The sequence below is a fragment of the Mycolicibacterium sp. TUM20985 genome (assembly GCF_030295745.1).
Taxonomy (GTDB): domain Bacteria; phylum Actinomycetota; class Actinomycetes; order Mycobacteriales; family Mycobacteriaceae; genus Mycobacterium.
Genome location: NZ_AP027291.1, coordinates 5036399 through 5056044 on the forward strand (window position 1 = coordinate 5036399; position 19646 = coordinate 5056044).

19 protein-coding genes are annotated in these 19646 nt (G+C 68.7%); 6 read left to right on the forward strand and 13 right to left on the reverse strand.

Annotation, left to right across the window (positions count from 1 at the left end; translation table 11 throughout):
- Positions 1 to 70: 70 nt before the first annotated feature.
- Positions 71 to 517, reverse strand: a complete 447-nt coding sequence (locus tag QUE68_RS24640) for a hypothetical protein (RefSeq protein ID WP_284228982.1) — start codon at positions 515 to 517, stop codon at positions 71 to 73.
- 190 nt (positions 518 to 707) lie between these two features.
- On the opposite strand from QUE68_RS24640, the gene QUE68_RS24645 reads away from it, so the two are divergent.
- Positions 708 to 1733 (forward strand): NAD(P)H-dependent glycerol-3-phosphate dehydrogenase, encoded by a 1026-nt coding sequence (locus QUE68_RS24645; protein ID WP_284228985.1) that lies wholly within the window; start codon positions 708 to 710, stop codon positions 1731 to 1733.
- A gap of 7 nt (positions 1734 to 1740) precedes the next feature.
- Here the strand turns inward: QUE68_RS24645 and QUE68_RS24650 are convergent, their stop codons facing one another.
- The 3 genes from QUE68_RS24650 to grcC1 all read right to left on the reverse strand — a co-directional run bounded on the left by QUE68_RS24650 (position 1741) and on the right by grcC1 (position 4431).
- A complete protein-coding gene (locus tag QUE68_RS24650) occupies positions 1741 to 2283 on the reverse strand; it encodes a hypothetical protein (protein WP_284228987.1) in 543 nt (180 codons plus the stop codon).
- Between the two features lie 175 nt (positions 2284 to 2458).
- Complete coding sequence (gene htpX / locus QUE68_RS24655; RefSeq protein WP_284228988.1) at positions 2459 to 3337, reverse strand: zinc metalloprotease HtpX; 879 nt, start codon at positions 3335 to 3337, stop codon at positions 2459 to 2461.
- 86 nt (positions 3338 to 3423) lie between these two features.
- Positions 3424 to 4431 carry a nonaprenyl/(2E,6E)-farnesyl/geranylgeranyl diphosphat synthase gene (grcC1, locus tag QUE68_RS24660; RefSeq protein WP_284228989.1) on the reverse strand — a complete coding sequence of 336 codons (1008 nt, stop codon included), beginning with the start codon at positions 4429 to 4431 and terminating at the stop codon, positions 3424 to 3426.
- A 21-nt stretch (positions 4432 to 4452) separates the two neighbouring features.
- Here grcC1 and menJ point away from each other — a divergent pair, with 21 nt between their 5' ends.
- The 3 genes from menJ (at position 4453) to QUE68_RS24675 (ending at position 8933) form a co-directional block, all read left to right on the forward strand.
- Complete coding sequence (menJ, locus tag QUE68_RS24665) at positions 4453 to 5712, forward strand: menaquinone reductase (RefSeq protein ID WP_284228990.1); 1260 nt, start codon at positions 4453 to 4455, stop codon at positions 5710 to 5712.
- 132 nt (positions 5713 to 5844) lie between these two features.
- The gene (locus tag QUE68_RS24670; RefSeq protein WP_284228991.1) at positions 5845 to 8589 is read left to right on the forward strand and encodes a helix-turn-helix transcriptional regulator; all 2745 of its coding nucleotides are present in this window, start codon (positions 5845 to 5847) and stop codon (positions 8587 to 8589) included.
- A gap of 47 nt (positions 8590 to 8636) precedes the next feature.
- Complete coding sequence (locus QUE68_RS24675) at positions 8637 to 8933, forward strand: hypothetical protein (protein ID WP_284228993.1); 297 nt, start codon at positions 8637 to 8639, stop codon at positions 8931 to 8933.
- Between the two features lie 129 nt (positions 8934 to 9062).
- Here QUE68_RS24675 and QUE68_RS24680 read toward each other — a convergent pair whose 3' ends face one another.
- Positions 9063 to 9749 carry a demethylmenaquinone methyltransferase gene (locus QUE68_RS24680; RefSeq protein ID WP_284228995.1) on the reverse strand — a complete coding sequence of 229 codons (687 nt, stop codon included), beginning with the start codon at positions 9747 to 9749 and terminating at the stop codon, positions 9063 to 9065.
- An 88-nt stretch (positions 9750 to 9837) separates the two neighbouring features.
- Here QUE68_RS24680 and QUE68_RS24685 point away from each other — a divergent pair, with 88 nt between their 5' ends.
- On the forward strand, positions 9838 to 10662 hold the full coding sequence (locus QUE68_RS24685) for an SDR family oxidoreductase (RefSeq protein WP_284228998.1): 825 nt from the start codon (positions 9838 to 9840) through the stop codon (positions 10660 to 10662).
- 65 nt (positions 10663 to 10727) lie between these two features.
- Here QUE68_RS24685 and QUE68_RS24690 read toward each other — a convergent pair whose 3' ends face one another.
- Positions 10728 to 11858 carry a glycosyltransferase family 4 protein gene (locus QUE68_RS24690; RefSeq protein WP_284229000.1) on the reverse strand — a complete coding sequence of 377 codons (1131 nt, stop codon included), beginning with the start codon at positions 11856 to 11858 and terminating at the stop codon, positions 10728 to 10730.
- A 98-nt stretch (positions 11859 to 11956) separates the two neighbouring features.
- Between QUE68_RS24690 and QUE68_RS24695 the strand changes: the two genes are divergently transcribed.
- Complete coding sequence (locus QUE68_RS24695) at positions 11957 to 12664, forward strand: DsbA family protein (protein WP_284229002.1); 708 nt, start codon at positions 11957 to 11959, stop codon at positions 12662 to 12664.
- Here QUE68_RS24695 and QUE68_RS24700 read toward each other — a convergent pair.
- Genes QUE68_RS24700 through QUE68_RS24730 form a run of 7 tightly spaced genes read right to left on the reverse strand, consistent with a single transcriptional unit; the run spans position 12625 to position 19634 of the window.
- Entirely contained in the window at positions 12625 to 13173 is a 549-nt protein-coding gene (locus tag QUE68_RS24700; RefSeq protein ID WP_284229004.1) for a DUF3592 domain-containing protein, read from the reverse strand. The two genes, QUE68_RS24695 and QUE68_RS24700, sit on opposite strands and share 40 nt — an antisense overlap.
- Positions 13170 to 14804, reverse strand: coding sequence for a 2-succinyl-5-enolpyruvyl-6-hydroxy-3-cyclohexene-1-carboxylic-acid synthase (gene menD, locus QUE68_RS24705; protein ID WP_284229006.1), 1635 nt, complete (start codon positions 14802 to 14804; stop codon positions 13170 to 13172). Before menD ends, QUE68_RS24700 begins: the two co-directional genes overlap by 4 nt.
- A 12-nt stretch (positions 14805 to 14816) precedes the next feature.
- On the reverse strand, positions 14817 to 15599 hold the full coding sequence (locus QUE68_RS24710; protein ID WP_284229007.1) for an alpha/beta fold hydrolase: 783 nt from the start codon (positions 15597 to 15599) through the stop codon (positions 14817 to 14819).
- 34 nt (positions 15600 to 15633) lie between these two features.
- Positions 15634 to 16392, reverse strand: coding sequence for a DJ-1/PfpI family protein (locus tag QUE68_RS24715; RefSeq protein ID WP_284229009.1), 759 nt, complete (start codon positions 16390 to 16392; stop codon positions 15634 to 15636).
- Between the two features lie 10 nt (positions 16393 to 16402).
- Positions 16403 to 17371, reverse strand: a complete 969-nt coding sequence (locus QUE68_RS24720; RefSeq protein WP_284229011.1) for a GlxA family transcriptional regulator — start codon at positions 17369 to 17371, stop codon at positions 16403 to 16405.
- A 53-nt stretch (positions 17372 to 17424) separates the two neighbouring features.
- Positions 17425 to 18384, reverse strand: coding sequence for an o-succinylbenzoate synthase (locus QUE68_RS24725; RefSeq protein ID WP_284229013.1), 960 nt, complete (start codon positions 18382 to 18384; stop codon positions 17425 to 17427).
- Complete coding sequence (locus QUE68_RS24730) at positions 18381 to 19634, reverse strand: NAD(P)/FAD-dependent oxidoreductase (RefSeq protein ID WP_284229015.1); 1254 nt, start codon at positions 19632 to 19634, stop codon at positions 18381 to 18383. The genes QUE68_RS24725 and QUE68_RS24730 overlap by 4 nt, the downstream gene beginning before the upstream one ends.
- Positions 19635 to 19646 lie beyond the last annotated feature (12 nt).

Consider the following 19646-nt stretch of genomic DNA (forward strand, 5'->3'; position numbering starts at 1 on the left):
CGTGACGCAAATGCAGCGAGTCCGGAGACGTCAGACGTCTCCGGACTCGTTGTGCAGTTCAGGTAACGGGTTACGGCGTCTCGGGCGCCGTGCCACCGTTCTGGATGGCGCTGACGAACTGTCCCGGGGCCGCCGCGAGCGCACCCGCGATGGTCTGCGGCGCGGTCACGATCTGCTCCAGGCCGCCGCCGGCACCGAAGAACTGTCCGGGAGCACCGGTGAGACCGCAGACGTCCTGCGGGGAGTCAGCCGGGCAATTCTGCCCGACGAGCTGCTGCGGCGTCTGCGCGCCCTGGGCGAACTGATTGGGCAGATCGGTAACCGCTCCCGCGAACTGACCCGGTGCCTGGCCGAGGGCGTCGATGGTCGTCGCCGGTGCCTGCGCCACGTTGGTCGCGATGGTGCAGGGGATCGAGGTGAACGACGGCGCACAATCGGCCGATGCGGGCGCTGCCAACGCGAAGCCGCCGGCGCTGGCGAAGCCGATGAGGCCGGCGACGATGAGGGTGCTCTTCACTGAAACTCCTATGCGGGGGTGACGCGTTGCAGGGGCGGATGCGATGGGTCACAGCATAGTCTCAGTGTGACCGTGGCGCGCGTCAATATGCTACCGGGCTCCGGGCAGAACGTGGTTCCTACGTGCGCAAGGACAGCGGCCACGAGCAAAGTCACCTTCCCGGCCCGCTCGTCGCCATACCCTGATCGCCATGGCATCAGCGCAACGGGAACCCAACGTCGTCGTCCTCGGTGGAGGTTCGTGGGGCACCACGGTGGCCTCCATCTGCGCCAGGCGCGGGCCCACCCTGCAGTGGGTGCGCTCACAGGAGACCGCCGACGACATCACCAAGAACCATCGCAACTCCCGCTACCTCGGTGACGAGGTCGAGCTCGCCCACTCGCTGCGCGCCACCACCGACTTCTCCGAGGCCGCCGAATGCGCCGACGTCATCGTGATGGGCGTGCCGTCGCACGGCTTCCGGGGCGTGCTCACCGAACTGGCCAAGGAGCTACGGCCATGGGTCCCCGTGGTGTCCCTGGTGAAGGGCCTCGAGCAGGGCACCAACATGCGGATGTCCCAGATCGTCGACGAGGTGCTGCCCGGTCACCCCGCCGGAATCCTGGCCGGACCGAACATCGCCCGCGAGGTCGCCGACGGCTACGCCGCCGCGGCGGTGCTCGCCATGCCCGACCAGCACCTGGCCGCCAACCTCGGAAACCTGTTTCGCACCAAGCGCTTTCGCACTTACACCACCGATGACGTCGTCGGTGTCGAGATGGCGGGTGCGCTCAAGAACGTCTACGCCATCGCCGTCGGCATGGGATACGCCCTGGGCATCGGCGAGAACACCCGCGCGCTGGTGATGGCGCGCGCCGTCAACGAGATGTCCAAACTCGGTGAGGCCATGGGCGGCAAGCGGGAGACGTTCGCCGGGCTCGCCGGACTGGGCGACCTGATCGTCACCTGCACCAGCCAGCGCAGCCGCAACCGGCACGTCGGCGAACAGCTCGGTTCGGGCAAGACGATCGACGAGATCATCGCCGCGATGAACCAGGTCGCCGAAGGCGTCAAGGCCGCGAGCGTCATCATGGAGTTCGCCGAGAAGTACGGACTGAACATGCCGATCGCCCGCGAGGTGGACGGCGTCATCAATCACGGCTCCACCGTCGAGGACGCCTACCGCGGCCTCGCCGCCGAGAAGCCCGGTCACGAGGTGCACGGGTCGGGGTTCTAGCGACCCGTCAGTTGAAGTACGGGTTCGCCGGCTGCGGCCGGTCGATCAGCGGGTTGTTCGCGTCGACGACGAAGCTGCCCGCCGGGCTGATGACGAACCCGCCGCCGTCGTAGTTGTTGGTGCAAGCCGTCGTCGTGCCGTCGGTGCCACACGTGACGTTGCGGAAGCTGATCTTCGTGCCCGCCGGCAGGCGCTGAGGCAACGTCTCGAACACGTAGAGCGGCCGGTCGGCGTTGCTGAAGCCCGCCGGACCGATCTGCCCACCGGTGACCACGTTGGCCCCATTGGGCGCGGCGGGAATGGGCCCGCTGCAACCGTAGTTGCCCGAACCGCGGCTGATCACGCAGGCGATGTCACCAGGCACGGCGAACCCGTACACGGACCCGTCCTGTAGTAGGAACTCCGACGGCTTGACCGGGGCGTACCCCATCACGTTGGGCGCGGGGGGCGAGGGCGGCGGCCCCGGTTCTGGATCGGCGGCGGCCACTCCGGGCACTCCGAACACGGCTGCCCCCGCAGCGACCAGGCCGATCACGATTCTGCTCAGCACGCAATCAGCGTAGAGCGGGCGTTCGATGGGCGCGCGGTTACCTCGGGAAGCAGTCGTCACACCGGGGTCATCGGTCGTTGGCCGCAGAACGTTAGCCGCGCCGAGCGTGCGTGAAGTCCGATTTGAAAACGGCGTGTCGGCCGCAAACACGCACGCTCGCGGCGGGGGGGTTCGGTCAGTATTGCCCGGGGCCGCGGCCGGCCATCTGCTCCAGGCGCGCGATGCGTTCGGCCATCGGCGGGTGCGTCGAGAAGAGATTGCCGATCTTCTCGCCGGAGCGGAACGGGTTGGCGATCATCAGGTGCGCCTGGTCCGCCAGTTGCGTCTCGGGGGGCAGCGGCGCCAACTCCACGCCTCGGCTGATCTTGCGCAGGGCGCTCGCCAACGCCAGCGGATCGCCGGTCAACTCGGCACCCGACTGGTCTGCCTGGAATTCCCGCGACCGTGACACCGCCAACTTGATGACCGTCGCCGCGATGGGGCCGAGCAGCGAAACCAGCAGCAAGGCAAAGGGATTGGTGCCGCCTTCACGGTTTCCGCCGAAGATGCTCGCGAAGAAGGCCAGGTTGGCGAGCGCGGTGATCACCGACGCCATGGCGCCCGCCACGCAGGAGATCAGGATGTCGCGGTTGTAGACGTGGGACAGTTCGTGGCCGAGCACGGCGCGCAACTCGCGCTCGTCGAGGAGGTCCAGGATCCCGGTGGTGCAGCACACCGCCGCATTGCGCGGATTGCGACCCGTCGCGAATGCGTTCGGCGCCTGGGTATCGCTGATGTAGAGCCGGGGCATCGGCTGATGCGCCGTCGTCGCCAGCTCGCGCACGATGCGGTACATCGCCGGGGCCTGCACCTCGGTGACCGGCTGCGCGTGCATCGCCCGCAACGCCAGCTTGTCGCTGTTGAAGTAGACCCAGACGTTCATGCCGACGGCGAACAACACCGCCAGGAACATGATCGATCGGCCAAACAGAGCGCCCACGAACACGATCAACCCGGAGAAGACCGCCAACAACACGAACGTCTTGAGCCTGTTCGCGTGCGGATGCCAGGTCATCGAGGCCCTCCTACTCACAACGCCGACTTCTCACTCGAGGAAGCCCTTCGCTGACCCAACGCTCGAGACGGCGTCAGAGGTTCCGGTCAGCCGTGCCGATTGATCGTGTAGTCGATGAGGTTGGCCAGCGCGACACGTCCCGGCACGTCAGGCAACTGGTCCAGCTCACCGCGGGCCTGGGCCGCGTATCCGGCGACAGTTTCCTTGGCGCGGGTGATCCCGCGTGACGAACGCAACAGCGCCAACGCCTCGGCTACCTCGGCGTCGTCCTCGATGGGCCCCTTGAGCAGCTCGCGCAGTCGGTCGGCCTCCGGTCCGGTGTCCCGCAGCGCGTACAGCACCGGCAGCGTGTGCACACCCTCCCGCAGATCGGTGCCAGGCACCTTGCCCGACTCGTCGGGGTCGCTGTCGATGTCGATGATGTCGTCGGAGATCTGGAACGCCGTCCCGACGATGCCGCCGAGCCGGCCGAGCCGCTGGATCTGCTGCTCGTCGGCCCCGGAGAACGTTGCGCCGAACGTCCCGGACGCCGCGATCAGGCAGGCCGTCTTCTCATAGACGACCTTGAGGTAGTGCTCGACGGAGTCGACACCGTCGGCCGCCCCGCGCGTCTCCCGCATCTGCCCGGTGACGAGCTGCGCGAAGGTGTCGGCGATGACGCGGACCGCGTCCGGGCCCAATTGCGCCACCAGCCGAGACGCAGTTGCGAACAGGTAGTCACCGGCCAGGATCGCGATGTTGTTGCCCCAGCGCGCGTTGGCACTGTCCGCGCCGCGACGCACCATCGCCTCGTCCATCACGTCGTCGTGGTACAGCGTTGCGAGGTGCACCGACTCGATGACGGCGCCGGCCACCGTGACCTCCCAGGCATCGGGATCGGGACCCAGCTGTGCCGACAGCACGGTGAACAGCGGCCGGAACCGCTTGCCGCCCGCTTGGAAGAGGTGCTGAACCGCCTCGGCCATCAACTCGTCGGCCCTGCCCAGCTCGGTCGCCATCAGATCCTCGATGCGCGCCACGCCGTCACGAACACTGGTCGCGAAGGTTGCGTCACCGAAGTCCACGCCCGCGACCACGGTCGCTGGTGTCTTCATACTTCCAACATACTGGGAAGCGTGGACCGTGTTACGGAGGGCAGCAGCGCAGCGACGCGGGGTGGCCGAAAAGCTGACGTGGTGGTGATCGGCGCCGGACCGGCTGGTTCCGCCGCCGCCGCGTGGGCCGCCCGCAACGGCCGCGACGTGCTGGTGATCGACGCCCAGCAGTTCCCCAGGGACAAGGCGTGCGGCGACGGCCTTACCCCCCGCGCGGTCACCGAACTCGAACTGCTCGGCCTCGGCCCGTGGCTGGACGGCAAGGTCCGCAACCGGGGCTTGCGGATGTCGGGCTTCGGCGCGGACGTCGAGATCGAATGGCCCGGCCGGTCGTTCCCGCCCACCGGCAGCGCCGTGCCGAGGACCGAGCTCGACGAACGCATCCGGCGCGTCGCCGCCGACGACGGCGCGCAGATGCTCCTCGGCGTCAAAGCCGTTGACGTGGAACAGGATTCAGCAGGACGGGTGACGTCGGTGACCCTCGATGACGGCACCGCGGTCGGCTGCCGGGAGCTGATCGTCGCCGACGGCGTCCGTTCGACCCTCGGCCGCGTCCTCGGCCGCGAATGGCACCGGGAGACCGTCTACGGCGTGGCGATCCGCGGGTACCTCGCCACCCCGCGCAGCAGCGAGCCGTGGATCACCTCCCACCTCGAACTGCGCTCCCCCGCCGGTGAGGTACTGCCCGGCTACGGGTGGATCTTCCCGCTGGGCAACGGTGAGGTGAACATCGGCGTCGGCGCCCTCGCGACGTCGAAGCGGCCCGCCGACACGGCGCTGCGCCCGCTTCTGTCGCACTACGCCCAGCTGCGTCGTGAGGAATGGGGTTTCACGGGCGAGCCACGCGCCGCCCTCTCGGCGCTGCTACCGATGGGCGGCGCCGTATCCGGCGTCGCGGGACCCAACTGGATGTTGATCGGTGACGCCGCCGCCTGCGTCAACCCCCTCAACGGCGAGGGCATCGACTACGGCCTCGAGACGGGTCGGCTGGCTGCCGAGATGCTGGGCAGTGGCGACCTCACGCACGCATGGCCCGGCGAACTCCACCGGCACTACGCCCGCGGGTTCTCCGTCGCGCGACGGCTCGGCTTGCTGCTGACGATCCCCCGCTTCCTGCCCACCGTCGGCCCCTTGGCGATGCGGTCGCACCTCCTCATGGGAATCGCCGTGCGCGTGATGGGCAATCTGGTCACTGACGAGGACGCCGACTTGGTCGCGAGGGCCTGGCGGGTTGCCGGGGCGGGGTCCCGCAGAATCGACGGCCGCACGCCGTTCAGCTGACCGCACCGTCACGGCGGGTCCCCGATATTGCCTCCTCCGTCAGCCCTGCGGCCTAGTGTTTGCCGGGATCGTCGACGGGGAACACGCCACAAGCTTATTGACGTTGGGGGACGTAGAAATGGTGCGCTCGGGGTGAGCCGCAGTACTGAATCGCGGGCGGTGGCTGCGTTTCTCGCTTCCGCGGCGACCCGTCCGTCGGTGCTGATCGTCGAGGGCGAGGCGGGCATCGGCAAGACCACGCTCTGGCTGCAGGTCCTCGACGAAGCTCGCGACGCCGGCTTCCGCGTGCTGCCCGCCCGCGCCGATCAAGCCGAGTCTGGTCTGACGTATGCCGTGCTCGCCGATCTGCTCGAAGGCGTCGACGGCGAGGTCCTCGATACCCTGCCCAGCCTTCAACGCATCGCGATCGACCGAGTGCTGTTGCAGGGCGACGGCAGCGGGCCGGTCACCGACGAACGCGTCGTCGCATCGGCCTTCCTCTCGCTCGTCGAACGCCTCGCCGCCGACGTGCCGGTGGTCGTCGCCGTCGACGACGTGCAGTGGCTGGACTCGTCCAGCCAGGCCGTGATCGCCTTCGCCACACGCCGACTCAAGGGACGCGTCGGCGTCCTCGTCACCGAACGCACGGAGACCGGCGGGAGGTACGGCGCAGAGTGGTTGAAGCTGAACCGCCTCGACGGCGTCGACCACGTCCACGTCGGCCCGCTCAGCCTGGGCGGGCTCCGCAAGGTCATCAGCAGCAGCCTCGGGCGCTCGTTCTCGCGACCCACGATCGTGCGGATCAGCGAACTCTCGGGTGGTAACCCGTTCTACGCACTCGAGCTCGCCAGAGCCATCGACGGCCAGTCGAGTACCGCCGACGCCGCCCTGCCGGGGTCGTTGGCCGACCTCGTCCGCACCCGCCTCGACCAGTTCGGCGAGGGCACCCAGACGGTACTGCTGGCCGCGGCCAGCGTCGGCGCACCCACCGTCGACCTGCTGGCTCAGGTGACCGAACAATCGGCCGAACGCGTCGTCGAACTCCTCGAAGCGCCCGAGGCCGACGGCATCGTGCAGATCACGGGCAACCGCGTGAGCTTTACTCATCCTCTCCTTGCCCGCGGGGTGTACAGCGTCGTCGGGCCCGCTCGGCGCAGGCAGATGCACCGCACCCTGGCCGCCATCGTCGAGCAGCCCGAGAAGCGCGCACGTCACCTGGCGCTGGCCACGTCGAGCGCGGATCCCGAGACGCTACTCGCGCTCGACACCGCAGCCGACGCGGCGCGCGAGCGCGGCGCACCCGCCGCTGCCGCCGAACTGCTCGACCTTGCCATCAACCTCGGTGGCGACACCCCGGCACGCCGAATCCGGTGCGCGGAGAACCACTTTCAAGCTGGTGAGCCGCAGCGCGCCGACCAGCTGCTCAAGCCGACGATCGACCAGCTGCCACCGGGACCACTTCGCGCGTCGGCACTGAACCTGCTTGCGTTCATTCGCATCTACGACGACAGCCTGGTGGAGGCCATCGACCTGGTCGAGCGGGCCATCAGCGACGCCGACGGCGACTGCGCCCTGGTGGTGCGAGGTCTCCTGCTGTCGACCTTCGCCAACCTGTACCTGGGCAAGTTGGACGACGCCGTCCGTCAGGCCCACGGTGCGCTGGAGCATGCGCGTGGCTTGTCCATGCCGGCCCTGACCAGCCAAGTCCTCTCGATGCTGGTGCTGGCCAAGTGCACCCGCGGTGACGGTGTCGACGAAGAGAATCTGCAGCGCGCACTGGACCTGGAGGACCGGGACGCCGATGTGCCCATGCAGTTCCGGGCTTGTGCGGTCAGGGCCATCACCCATGCGTGGACGGGTCAGCTCGACGCCGCCCGGCGGGAAGCCATCGACGTGCGCAAACTGTGCCTGGACCGCGGCGCCGAGAGTGACGTGATGATGTTCGATGCGCACACCGCCTTGGCCGACGTGTGGCGGGGGGACTTCGCGGCGGGGGAGCTGGTCGCCGAGGAAGCCATCGAGCGGGCCGAACACATCGACTCTCAGAACCTTCGCGGTGTCGCACTCGCGATCCGTGCCACGGTCTTCACCTACATGGGAAGGGCCGTCGAGGCGCGCGCGGATGCCCAAGCGGCCCTTACGATCTCGATCGATACCAGCACCCCTCCACTGTTCATCCGCGCCACGATGGCCCTGGGTTTCCTCGAGCTCTCACTGGGCAACCACGCCGAGGCGCTGACCGTTCTCGAGCCCCTCATCGCCGCGTTCGACCAGCTGCCAGGCAACGAGATCAGGAACCTTGAATTCGTCCCCGACGCCATCGAGCTGTTGATCAATGCCAGCCGGCTCGAGGAGGCAGAGCCGCTGATCGAGAGGCTGGAGGCCGACGGTCGTCGGCTCGACCGCCCCTGGTTGCTCGCCACCGGCGCCAGAGGCCGGGCCATGTGGTCGGCCGCCAAGGGAGATCTCGACGACGCGATGCACGCCGTGACCATCGCCCTGGACGAACACGCACGCCTGGAGATGCCGTTCGAACGGGCCCGCACGCTGCTGTTGCTGGGCCAGCTCCAGCGCAGGCAGCGCTTGAAGCAGGCGGCTGCCCATACCTTCGGTGAGGCCTTGCGCGAATTCGAACGGATGGGCGCGCTGCTGTGGGCCGACCGCGCCCGCGCCGAACTGGATCGGACCAAGGTGGCGACGCCGCAGAAGGGGACGTTGACGATCACCGAGCAGCGGATCGCCGAGCTGGCGACGTCGGGGATGACCAACCGTGACATCGCGTCGAACCTCTTCATCAGCCTGAAGACCGTCGAGGCGAACCTGACGCAGATCTACCGCAAGCTCGGCATTCGATCGCGCGCGCAGCTGGCGGTGAAACTCAAGTCGGGTGGACTCTAGGGTTTACCCCGATTACCGGCTGCCCGATGAGCCGTACCGTCGAACGTGTGAGTGCAGCGGCGCCGATCGCTACCCGGTACCTGGTGGAGTGGTATCGGCCGAACTTGACGCGGCAACTGATCGACGACATGGTGGCCGACCTCGACGAGTCGATCGCGCACATGTGCGCCGAAGGTTCACCGGTGTGGCTGCTGATGACGCTCGCCGTGCCCACCGACGAGGTGCTCTACGGAGTATTCGCCGCGAGTTCGCCCGACCTGGTCCAAACGGCATGCGCGCGCGCCGGTTCGGAGCCGGAGCGAATGAGCCTCGACGTCGACGCGCGGTTCACCCAGAACTTCTGAAAATTCCGAGAAGCGTTGCGCGGGAACGTGTCGCGAGCGTGCGCAGAGTTCGATTTTCGTGCGGCGTGTCGTCCGCAGACACGCACGCTCGCGGGAGATTGGGGGAGCTCGCGGGAGAGTTGGGGGAGCTTAGGGCTTGACGGCGGCGTGCAGCGCGACGATGCCACCGGTCAGGTTGCGCCACCGCACCGCACCCCATCCCGCAGCACCGATCCGACGGGCCAACTCGGCCTGATCGGGCCAGGCGCGGATCGACTCGGCGAGGTACACGTAGGCGTCTGGGTTGCTCGACACCGCGCGGGCCACCGAGGGCAGCGCCTTCATCAGATACTCCTTGTACACGGTGCCGAACGGCCCGTTGGTGGGAGTCGAGAACTCGCATACCACCAGGCGTCCGCCGGGCTTGGTCACACGCGCCAGCTCACGCAGCCCCGCCGCGTGGTCGACGACGTTGCGGATGCCGAAGCTGATGGTCACCGCGTCGAACGATTCGTCGGCGAACGGCAGTCGCGTCGCATCACCGGCCACCTTCGGCACGTCGCGCTCCGCGCCCGCTGCCAGCATGCCGACCGAGAAGTCCGCCGCCACGCACCACGCGCCGGAGTGCGCCAACTCGACGGTCGACACCGCTGTACCCGCCGCGAGATCGAGCACCGCGTCGCCGGGGCCGATCCGTAGCGCGGCGCGTGTCGCCTTCCGCCAGAGTCGGTCCTGTCCCAGCGAGAGCACCGTGTTCGTGATGTCGTAGCGGCGGGCCACCCCGTCGAACATCGACGCGACTTCCCGGGGGTTCTTCTCCAACGTCGCGCGGCTCACCGCACCGACGCTACCTGTGAATGTCGAGGCACCGGGAATGAGTCGGCGTCCTCGGTGTTGGGAACCAGAGAGTCGAGAGGAGACATTCATGAGCGACAAGGTGTGGTTCATCACCGGGACGTCACGCGGCTTCGGCCGGGAGTGGACGATCGCGGCCCTGGAGCGCGGTGACAAGGTGGCGGCGACCGCCCGTGACACGGCATCGCTGGCCGACCTCGTGGGCAAGTACGGCGACGCGCTGCTGCCGATCGAGTTGGACGTCACCGACCGCGACGCGGACTTCGCCGCGGTCGCGCAGGCACACGACCACTTCGGGCGCCTCGACGTCGTGGTCAACAACGCCGGCTACGGGCAGTTCGGCTTCATCGAGGAACTCTCCGAGGACGAGGCACGCGCCCAGATCGAGACGAACGTCTTCGGCGCACTCTGGATCACGCAGGCGGCTCTGCCGTTCTTGCGCGAGCAGCGCAGCGGACACATCCTCCAAGTCTCGTCGATCGGCGGAATCAGCGCGTTTGCCAACGTCGGCATCTACCACGCGTCGAAGTGGGCGTTGGAGGGCTTCTCGCAGGCGTTGGCGATCGAGGTGGCCGAGTTCGGCATCCACGTCACGCTCATCGAGCCGGGCGGCTTCTCCACCGACTGGGGCGGCTCTTCGTCGAAGACGGCCGCCGAGCTCCCGGCCTACGCCGAGGCGCACGCGGAGGCGCAGAAGATCCGTCAGCAGCGCACCAGCAAGCAGGGTGATCCGCAGGCCTCGGCCGCCGCCGTCATGAAGATCGTCGACGCCGACGAGCCACCCCTGCGCGTGTTCTTCGGGTCGGCGCCCCTGCAGATCGCCAAGGCGGACTACGAGAGCCGCCTCACGACGTGGGAGGAGTGGCAGCCCGTCGCCGAACTGGCGCAGGGCTGAGCGATTTTGGCGTGTAAACGTTGACTGGGCGAACGTTTACGCGCCGAAATCGCGGGGAGGGTGAGTCAGGCGGCGCGGATACCCCGGCCTTCGCCAAGCACGGCGTCATAGTGACCAAGTAGCTGGTCGCAGACGGCCGGCCAGGTGCGGCTCAACACGCTGCGCCTGGCCGCCAGCGAGTACCGCTGCCTTTCGGCCAGTAGATGGTCGACGGCGCCAGACAGCTTGGCCTCGAACTCCTCGACGCCAAGCAGCAGCCCGGTGTGCATCGGGCTCACCAGATCGCGCGGCCCGCCGGCGTTGGGGGCGATGACGGGCACGCCCGACGCCATCGCCTCCTGGACGGTCTGGCAGAACGTCTCGTGCTCACCGGCGTGAACGAAGGCGTCCATGCTGGCGTAGGCGGCCGCCAGCGCTGGACCGTACAGAGCGCCGGTGAAAACTGCTGTGGGCATGAGGGTTTCGAGTTTCGACCGGTCAACGCCGTCACCAACGATGACCAACTGGAGGTCATCGCGCCGCGCCAGTGTCGCGAGCCTCTCGACGTGCTTCTCGGGCGCCAACCGGCCGACGAAGCCCACGATCGGCTTCCCGACCGGGGACCACGTCGCACGTAGCGCGTCGTCGCGGGCCGATGGTACGAACCCCGTCACGTCGACCCCGCGGCCCCAATGATGTACGCGCGGAACGTGATGCGCGACCAGGTTGTCCATCGCGGAGGTCGACGGGGCAAGGGTGCGGTCGGCCTTGCCGTGCAGGTGACGCGTCCACGCCCAGGCGACGCGTGACATCGCGCCGACACCGTAACTCGCCGCGAACCCGGCGACGTCGGTCTGGAACACGGCGACCGTCGGGACCCCCAGATGCCGAGCCGCGAGCACTCCGCCGTAGCCGAGGAGCGCCGGGGACGCGAGGTGGACGACGTCGGGGTCGAAACCCCGCAGCACGCCGACCATCCGCGGCCGGGGCACCCCCAGCGGTAGCGACGTGACCTTGGGGAACATCTTCGACGGCACCCGATGAACGCGGACTCCGTCGTGCACGCGGTCGGCGGGTGGCTCGTCCCGGGGGGTGTCCGGTGCGATCACCAGAACCTCGTGCCCGGTACGGCGGAGATGCTCCATCACCCGAAGCACCGAGTTGGTGACACCGTTGACATTCGGGAGGAATGACTCTGCGACGATCGCAACGCGCACACCAGAAGGCTGACAGCCCCGCCTGTCCTAGAGGTTGCCACCAGGGATACGACACGCGAAGTCTGACGGCAACCTGTGCGCGGGTGCAGAATGCGGGGATGTTCAACAAGCAGGTCACCATCGCGGTGCTGGTCGGCCTCGTCGTCGCCGTGGGCGGGTGCACGCGCGCCGTCGTCGGGACCGCGATCGGCGATCTCAACCCTCCGCCGGTGGAGTTGACGGAGGACTCGTTCGGCATCCGCGCCGGACTCGCCGACGCGCCCGTCCAGTTGGAGATCTACACCGAGCCGCAGTGCACCCACTGCGCGGACCTGCAGCGCGACTTCGGCGATCAGTTCGCCTACTACATCGGGGCCGGACAGCTGGCGATCACCTACCGGCCCATGACGTTCCTGGACACCCCCAGCACCGACCGGCATTCGGCACGGGTGGCCGACGCACTATTCGTGGCGGCCACGCCGGGCGGCGGGTCCGGCAACGTCAGCTCCACCACCGGACGTCAATTCCAGCGATTCGTCGAAGAGCTGTGGTCGCATCAGCAGCCGGACAGCCCCGGTCCGTCGGACGGCGAGCTGGCCGATCTCGCACGCGCCGCTCACGTTCCCGACTTCCAGGTGCACGCGATCGAGACGGGTTCGAGCCCCAAGAGCGCGGCCGAACTCGCCGACATGGAGTCAGCCAACTTCGAGTTCCTCTATCAGGTCGACCCCTTGAACACCGGCACGCCAACCGTTTACGACCTCGATGCCGGCGAGAAGCTCGATATCTACGACGACGACTGGCTCTCCAAGGTGATGGAGTCCTGACGGTTCTGCCGACGCTGCACGTACTCCAGCAGGCTCAACATCGCCGCTGCCCCCAACCAGCCCAGGACGGCGATGGAGGCCGCGGGAATGATCGCCAGCGAGGCGTTGCGGTGCTGGACGCGGACGAGATCTGGATTCGCCCTGTCGTATTCGACGTAGATCCGCATACCCGTGTCCAGCTCGGACGGATAGAGGACGCCCAGCTCGGGCCGGTAGGTGATGCGGTCGGGGGTGACGAACTCGATGGTCGACCGGCGCGGACCCGCATCGAGCACCTCTGCCGCGGCCACCCCCATGTTTCCCTCGATCTGGCGGTCGTTGCGCCAGGCACCGAGCACCAGCAGCACCGACTGCAGGGTCACCAGGCACCCGACGATGACGACGCCGATCCGGATGCGGCGGATGACCCGCGCCCGCCCCGTCTCCCCCGGGTCACCGTAGAGGTGTGGAATCAGGCGGAGCCGCAACGCCTTCAGCCGTCGGAGCACCTCACCCGCCGCCGATTTCACATGGCCGCCCTGATCGATGCGTGCAGCGCCCGGAGCGACGAGCGGTCGGCCTTCACCTCCAGAACGCGCATCCCGTCCGCGGATTCGCCGAGTGCCTCGCCGAGTCCGTCGAGTTCCACCTGACGGCAGTCGACGTGGTAGGCCCGGCAGAGCGCGCCGACGTCCACGTCGTGCGGCGTGCCGAACACGCGCGAGGAGACGTCGGAGAATCTGGGGTCGCCCTGTTCGAGCAGTTCGAAGATGCCGCCGCCGTTGTCATTGGACACCACGATGGTGAGGTTCTCCGGCACGGGCTCGGTGGGACCGATCAGCAGGCCGGAGCTGTCGTGCACGAAGGTCAGGTCGCCGAGCAGGGCCACCGTCCGGCCGCCGGTGGGGTCGTGCGCCAGCGCCGCGCCGATCGCCGTCGACACCGTGCCGTCGATACCCGCCACGCCGCGATTGGAGCGAACCTGGATACCTCGTGCATCGAGCCCCACCAACGCCGCGTCGCGCACCGGATTGGACGCGCCGAGGACCAGTTGGTCGCCCGGCCGCAAGCCGTCGGCGACGGCGGCCGCGACGTGCAGGCCGGTCGTCAGCGGGTGGGCCTTCAGCTGGGCACGGACCGTCTCGTTCGCGTGGGCGTTCGCGGTGGCGCAGCGCTTCAGCCAGGCCGCGTCGGACTCCCCGGTGGTCACCGCGCGGGTGCCGGTGGCCTGCGAGTTGCCGGAGACGTCCGGCCAGCGCGGGCCCGTCGTCAACGCGAAGACGGGCAGCGACGGATCGGCGAGCAACGTCGACACGGCACGATGCAACGTGGGGCGGCCCAGCATGATCACCTGCCGCGGCCGCACCGAGGTCAGCGCCAGGGGGTGCAACGGGTTCGCCGCCGGCGGGGCGGTCGGTTCCGCGACGGTGGGCAGCGCGGCGAGGTTGGGGTGGACACCGGCGCCGTGTCCGGCGATGACGACGGTGTCGGGGGTGATGTCGATGTCCAGCGGCTCGTCGAACGTGACCGGCGGGGTGTAGGTCCACGGCTGCCCGTCGGGCCTGCCGGCGGGAGCATAGTCACCCGAGGCGTCCGCATCCGGTATCAGCGGCTCGCGAAGCGGGATGTCGAACTGCACGGGACCCGCATTGGCGCTGCGAGAACCCTTGGCCGCCACCAAGACTCGACACGTCGCCGAACGCCACTGCGCGTTGAGTGCGTCGATCTTCTCCGTCGCACCCTCGGCCAGCCCGAGGCTGATGGTGGCGCGGACCTGGTTGCCGAAGTAGCCAAGCTGCTCCATGGTCTGATTGGCCCCGGTACCCAGCAGGTCGTAGGGCCGGTTGGCGCTGAGCACCACCAGCGGGACGCGCGCATAGTTCGCCTCCACCACCGCGGGCCCCAGGTTGGCCACCGCCGTGCCCGAGGTCATCGCGACGCAGACGGGCGAGCCGGCCGCCAGCGCGAGTCCGATGGCCAGGAATCCGGCGGTCCGTTCGTCGATGCGCACGTGCAGCCGCAGACGCCCCTCGCGGTCCGCGTCGTGCAGTGCGAACGCCAGCGGCGCGTTGCGCGAGCCAGGACACAGGACCACGTCGCGGACGCCGCCGCGGATCAGTTCATCGACGACGATGCGCGCTTGAGTCGTCGACGGGTTCACCATTACAGGGTGTCACACCCCCGCGCCGAAGAACTCGAGGACGGCGGCGTTGACGGCGTCGGGGCGCTCGATGAATCCGAGGTGCCCGGCATCGGGTATCTGCAGGTAGCGGCCGTTGGGCAGGGCGTCGGCGACCTCACGCCCCAGGTGCGGCGGCAACACCACGTCGTCGGCGAAACCGATGACCAGCGCCGGCGCCGTGATGTTCCGGTAAGCCGGCAACCGGTTGCCCTCTGGCCTGATCCGCAGCTGGCTACGCAGGCCGGGCGTGGGCTTCGTCGGCCACATCGTGAACATCTCGATCCAGTCGCGCACGGCGTGCTCGTCGTTCAGCGTCTTGGGTGAGAAGCTCTCGAGCAGCCGGGCCTTCGCGACGTACTTGGCGGGGAGCTCGATCCCCTTCTGCAGGAACTCGAACTCGGCCTCGTTGAAGAATTCGCGGGCACGGTCCTCCCGGCCGCGGGTGGCCATCAGCACGGCCGCGGACACTAGATCGGGCCTGGCCAGCATCAGTTCCTGCGCGATGAACGAGCCCATCGAGACCGAGACGATGCGGACCGGGCCGGCGTCCAGTTTCTCGATCAGCTTCGCCGTGTCGAAGACGACCTGCTCGGTGGTGAAACCCTGCGCGTTCTCCGTGGCGCCGATACCGCGGTTGTCGAACGTGATGATGCGGTAGCCCGCCCGCTGGAACGCGGGAACCTGATGCAGATGCCAGGTCCGGCCCGCTCCCCCGCGGCCAGCGATGAACAGGATGGGCTCCCCCGAGCCGCGATCGTCGTAGGCCAAATTCACCCGCTCGACCCTACTGGGAGGGATTTCGGCGTGTTTAGTTGCGGTGACCGCGACTCATCACGTCCGAATCGAGGGATTTGCGTCGCTTGCGGCCGCGTGCGACGCGGATCGCCTGGTCCCACAGCAGCAGCGTGGTGGCCTTCAACTGGACGGGTTTCATCAGATCGCGACCCATCAGCGTGACCGCCGACGCCTTGGTGGCCGCGGATGCCTTCGACATGTGGCCCGAGTCGAACGGCGGCTGGGGGTCGTACTCCATCGACAATTGAATGGCCTTGGCCCGTTCCTCGCCGCCGATGCGGCCCGCCAGCCACAAGCCCAGATCGATGCCCGCCGACACGCCTGCGCCCGTCACGATGTCGCCGTCGACGACGATGCGCTCGTCGCCCACCGGCTCCACGCCGAACGCCTTCAGCAGCGGTACCGCAGCCCAGTGCGACGTCGCGCGTTTGCCCTTCAGCAGCCCGGCAGCGGCCAGGATCATCGAGCCCGAACAGACCGACGTCGTCCACGCCGCGGTCCGGCGGGTTTGCCGAAGCCATTCCAGGAGCTTCTCGTCGCGGGCATGTTCGGCCGTGGTGAACCCGCCGGGAACGAGAATCACGTCCGGGGAGGGGGTTTCGTCGAACGAGTGCGTCGCGCCGACCAGCAGCACGGCGGAGTCGGCGGCGATCGGGCCGGGCTGATGCCAGACGAACCTGACCTCGGTGTCGGGCAACCACCGCAGTGCCTCGTAGGGACCGATGAAGTCCAGCGCGGTGAAGCCGGGGTACAGCACGATGGCGATTTGCATCAGTTCTCCTCTAGGCGAAGGTCTTGCGATACTGGTCGGGCGAGATGCCGATCCTGCGAACGAAATTGCGGCGCATGGTTTCCGCGGTGCCGAAGCCACATCGGCCGGCGATCACGGTCACGGTGTCGTCGGTTTCCTCGAGTTGGCGTCTGGCCGCCTCGGTACGCACCCGTTCGACGTAGGCCCCCGGGGCCTCGCCCACTTCGTCGGTGAACACCCGGGTGAAGTGGCGTGGGCTCATGGCCGCACGACGGGCGAGCTCGGTAACGCTGTGCAGCCCACCGGGTTCGCCCTCGATGACCTCCTGCACCGCGCGAATCGGTGCCCGGCGGGCGCGTGGCATCCACACCGGCGCCGCGAACTGCGTCTGACCGCCCGGCCTGCGCAGATAGAGCACCAGGTAGCGGGCCACAGTCTGCGCGACCTCGGTGCCGTAGTCGTCCTCGACCAGCGACAGACTGAGGTCGATACCCGCCGTGACCCCGGCCGCCGTCCACACCGTCGGTGAACTTCGCACGAAGATGGGCTCGGGATCGACTGTGATGGAGGGGAATTCGCGGGCCATCCGGTTCGCGAACGCCCAATGCGTGGTGGCGCGACAGCCGTCGAGGAGACCGGCCCGGGCGGCCAGGAAGGACCCGGTGCACACGCTCACCACGCGCCGGGCGTTCGCGGACACCGCTTGGATCCACTCGATCAGGTCCTGGTCGAGGCACGCCGCGTCGGTGCCGTAGCCACCGGGAAGGACGACGGTGTCCACCGTGCGCCGGGGATCGGGGAGCGGTGCGGCCACGATCTCCAGGCCGGTCCCGGTGTTGATGGACTTCCCCTGGGCGGCGGCGATCGTCACCGCGTACCCGTCGTCGTGGCGGCCCTCGCCCGCGAGGTGCAGCGTCGCTCCGGTGAACACCTCGAATGGGCCCACCAGGTCGAGGGCCTGCACGCCCTGGAACCCGACGAGGACCACCGATCGCTTCACGACCTCAGTGTCGCTGGCTCCAACGATGTCGTCTACGCCATGGACCCCACAGATCAGGACAGCAGCGGGTAACAGGCCCTGACCCGGTCGATCCACCAGTCGCGCCGGTCCGGTGCCGCGGCGAGGGACGACAGCCGCGCCGGATCGGGCACCACGGCGCCGACGCGCAGCCGTCCATCCTGCACGGCGATCGGGTCCGCGACGTCGTCGACGAACAGTCCACCGGTGCCGAGCCCGCAGGCGAACGGCAACTCCGGTAGGGATGCGGCGGCCAGGAGTCCGCGAGACATGCCGACCGCGGAATCCAGTGCGCTCGACACCACGATCGGTATGTCGATCTGCCTGGCGATGTCCAGCAGTCGGGTGACGCCGCCAAGCGGTGCCACCTTCACGACGGCGACGTCGGCCGCCCGCGCCCGTACGACGAGCAGCGGGTCGTCGGCCTTGCGAATGCTCTCGTCGGCGGCCACCGGCACGTCGACCAGGCGGCGCAGCTGGGCCAGCTCGCCCACGGTCGCGCAGGGCTGCTCCACGTACTCCAGCGCGCCGTTCGCCGTGAGGGCGGCGCAGGCGGCCACTGCCTCGGGAACGGTCCAGCCTCCGTTGGCGTCCACGCGGACCAGCGGCACGCGTTCGCGTACCGCCTCGACGCGGGCGACGTCGTCGGCGAGAGTCTGCCCGCGCTCGGCGACCTTCACCTTGGCGGTGCCCGCACCGGGGAATCGCGCCAGCACCTCGGGCACCTGCGACGCCGGAACGGCGGGGACCGTGGCATTGATCGGAATCCATTCCCGAAGCGGCACAGACGATTCCACGTACGCTGCTTCGATACCCGATGCCAGCCAGTGGGCCGCCTCCTCGGGCCCGTACTCGCCGAAGGCGCCGAACTCGCCCCAGCCCACCGGCCCGTCGATCAGGGCGATCTCACGAACGTCGATGCCGCGGAACCGAACTCGCATCGGCAGCGCCACGACGTGCAGGCGCTGCAGCAGATCGTCCAGGCCGGGCGTCATGCGCGAAGAATTTCGTGCGCGGTACGACGTCCGCTGACCAGCGCACCCTGGATCGACGCAGTGTCGCGATGGTCGCCACATACCCACATGCCGTCGGCGGTGCGGACGGGGCGCCGCACGGACAGGGGCGGCGCTTGCTCCGGCAGCGCGTGGGGCACCAGGTGGCGGGTGACCAGAGTCCACCGCGTCGCGTCCGCGCCGAGAATGCTGGCCGCATGGGCGCGCACGACCGCTTCGTCGGGCGCACCGCCGTCCTTGGCCATCAACGCCGATGCGGCGATGAGATGCCGACCCGCGGGCGCATACGACGGTGCAGCCGAACTCATCACGGCGGTGTTCAGCACTGGGCCTTGGGGATTCGGCCGCCCGTCGACCCACAGCATGGGAGGTCCGGACGGTACCTCGTCGGCGGCCCACCAGTCGGTCACGACGCCGTGCATCGGCGGGACCGCGACCCCCGCTAGCCGCCCGGCGCTCACCGGATCCGTGGCGACGACGACGTGCTGCGCGTTCATGCCATGCTCGCCGTCGGACACTCGCCAACCCGAACCCTCGCGGGTGATCTCGATGACCTTGCGCCGTAGCGTGATCGCGTTCTCGAGACCGACGGCGAGCTGACGCGGCAACGTCTGCATTCCCTCCGCGGGCAGCGCGGGCACACCGAGGGCGAACATGCGAATTAGCAGCAGCACGAAGGCATTCGAGGTGACACCATCGTCCTCGAGCAATACGCCGGAGAGGAATCGGTCGATGACCCGGCGGAGCTCGCCGGTGACGCCCGCACGATCCAGCGCCGTCCGAAGCGGGCCGTCGGCCCGGTCCGGCGACTTCAGCGCCGCCGGCGCCACGGCGGCGGCCGCCCAACGGCCCACCGCGACGACGTCTCGGAGACCGAGTCCACCGCTGCTCAGCATCGCGGGCACCTTGGTCGGCGCCCGCAGCGGGTGCACCCAGACCGCCGGGCCGACGTCACGCCGCACCGCGACTCCGGCCGCGAAGGGTTGCAGACGCAACGCCGATACGTCGACGGCGTGCTTCAGCTCGGGGTACGCGGGATTGAGCACCTGAAACCCACGGTCACAGCGAAAGCCATCGATCACGTCGGTGCGGATTCGCCCACCGATGTCGTCGGACGCCTCCCAGACGCGGACGTCGCGGCCGGCGGCGCGAAGCAACCCGGCGCACCGCAGCCCGGCCAATCCGGCTCCGATCACCAGGATCTCGGTATCGTCAAACGTCGTTGCGCTCATGGCTTTCAGGCG

What these genes read in the sequence shown, in the direction of transcription:
- QUE68_RS24645 (WP_284228985.1), top strand. Translation starts at nt 708, where the DNA reads ATGGCATCAGCGCAACGGGAACCCAACGTCGTCGTCCTCGGTGGAGGT.
- grcC1 (WP_284228989.1), bottom strand. Translation starts at nt 4,431, where the DNA reads ATGAAGACACCAGCGACCGTGGTCGCGGGCGTGGACTTCGGTGACGCA.
- QUE68_RS24685 (WP_284228998.1), top strand. Translation starts at nt 9,838, where the DNA reads ATGAGCGACAAGGTGTGGTTCATCACCGGGACGTCACGCGGCTTCGGC.
- htpX (WP_284228988.1), bottom strand. Translation starts at nt 3,337, where the DNA reads ATGACCTGGCATCCGCACGCGAACAGGCTCAAGACGTTCGTGTTGTTG.
- QUE68_RS24730 (WP_284229015.1), bottom strand. Translation starts at nt 19,634, where the DNA reads ATGAGCGCAACGACGTTTGACGATACCGAGATCCTGGTGATCGGAGCC.
- QUE68_RS24715 (WP_284229009.1), bottom strand. Translation starts at nt 16,392, where the DNA reads ATGCAAATCGCCATCGTGCTGTACCCCGGCTTCACCGCGCTGGACTTC.
- QUE68_RS24725 (WP_284229013.1), bottom strand. Translation starts at nt 18,384, where the DNA reads ATGACGCCCGGCCTGGACGATCTGCTGCAGCGCCTGCACGTCGTGGCG.
- QUE68_RS24695 (WP_284229002.1), top strand. Translation starts at nt 11,957, where the DNA reads ATGTTCAACAAGCAGGTCACCATCGCGGTGCTGGTCGGCCTCGTCGTC.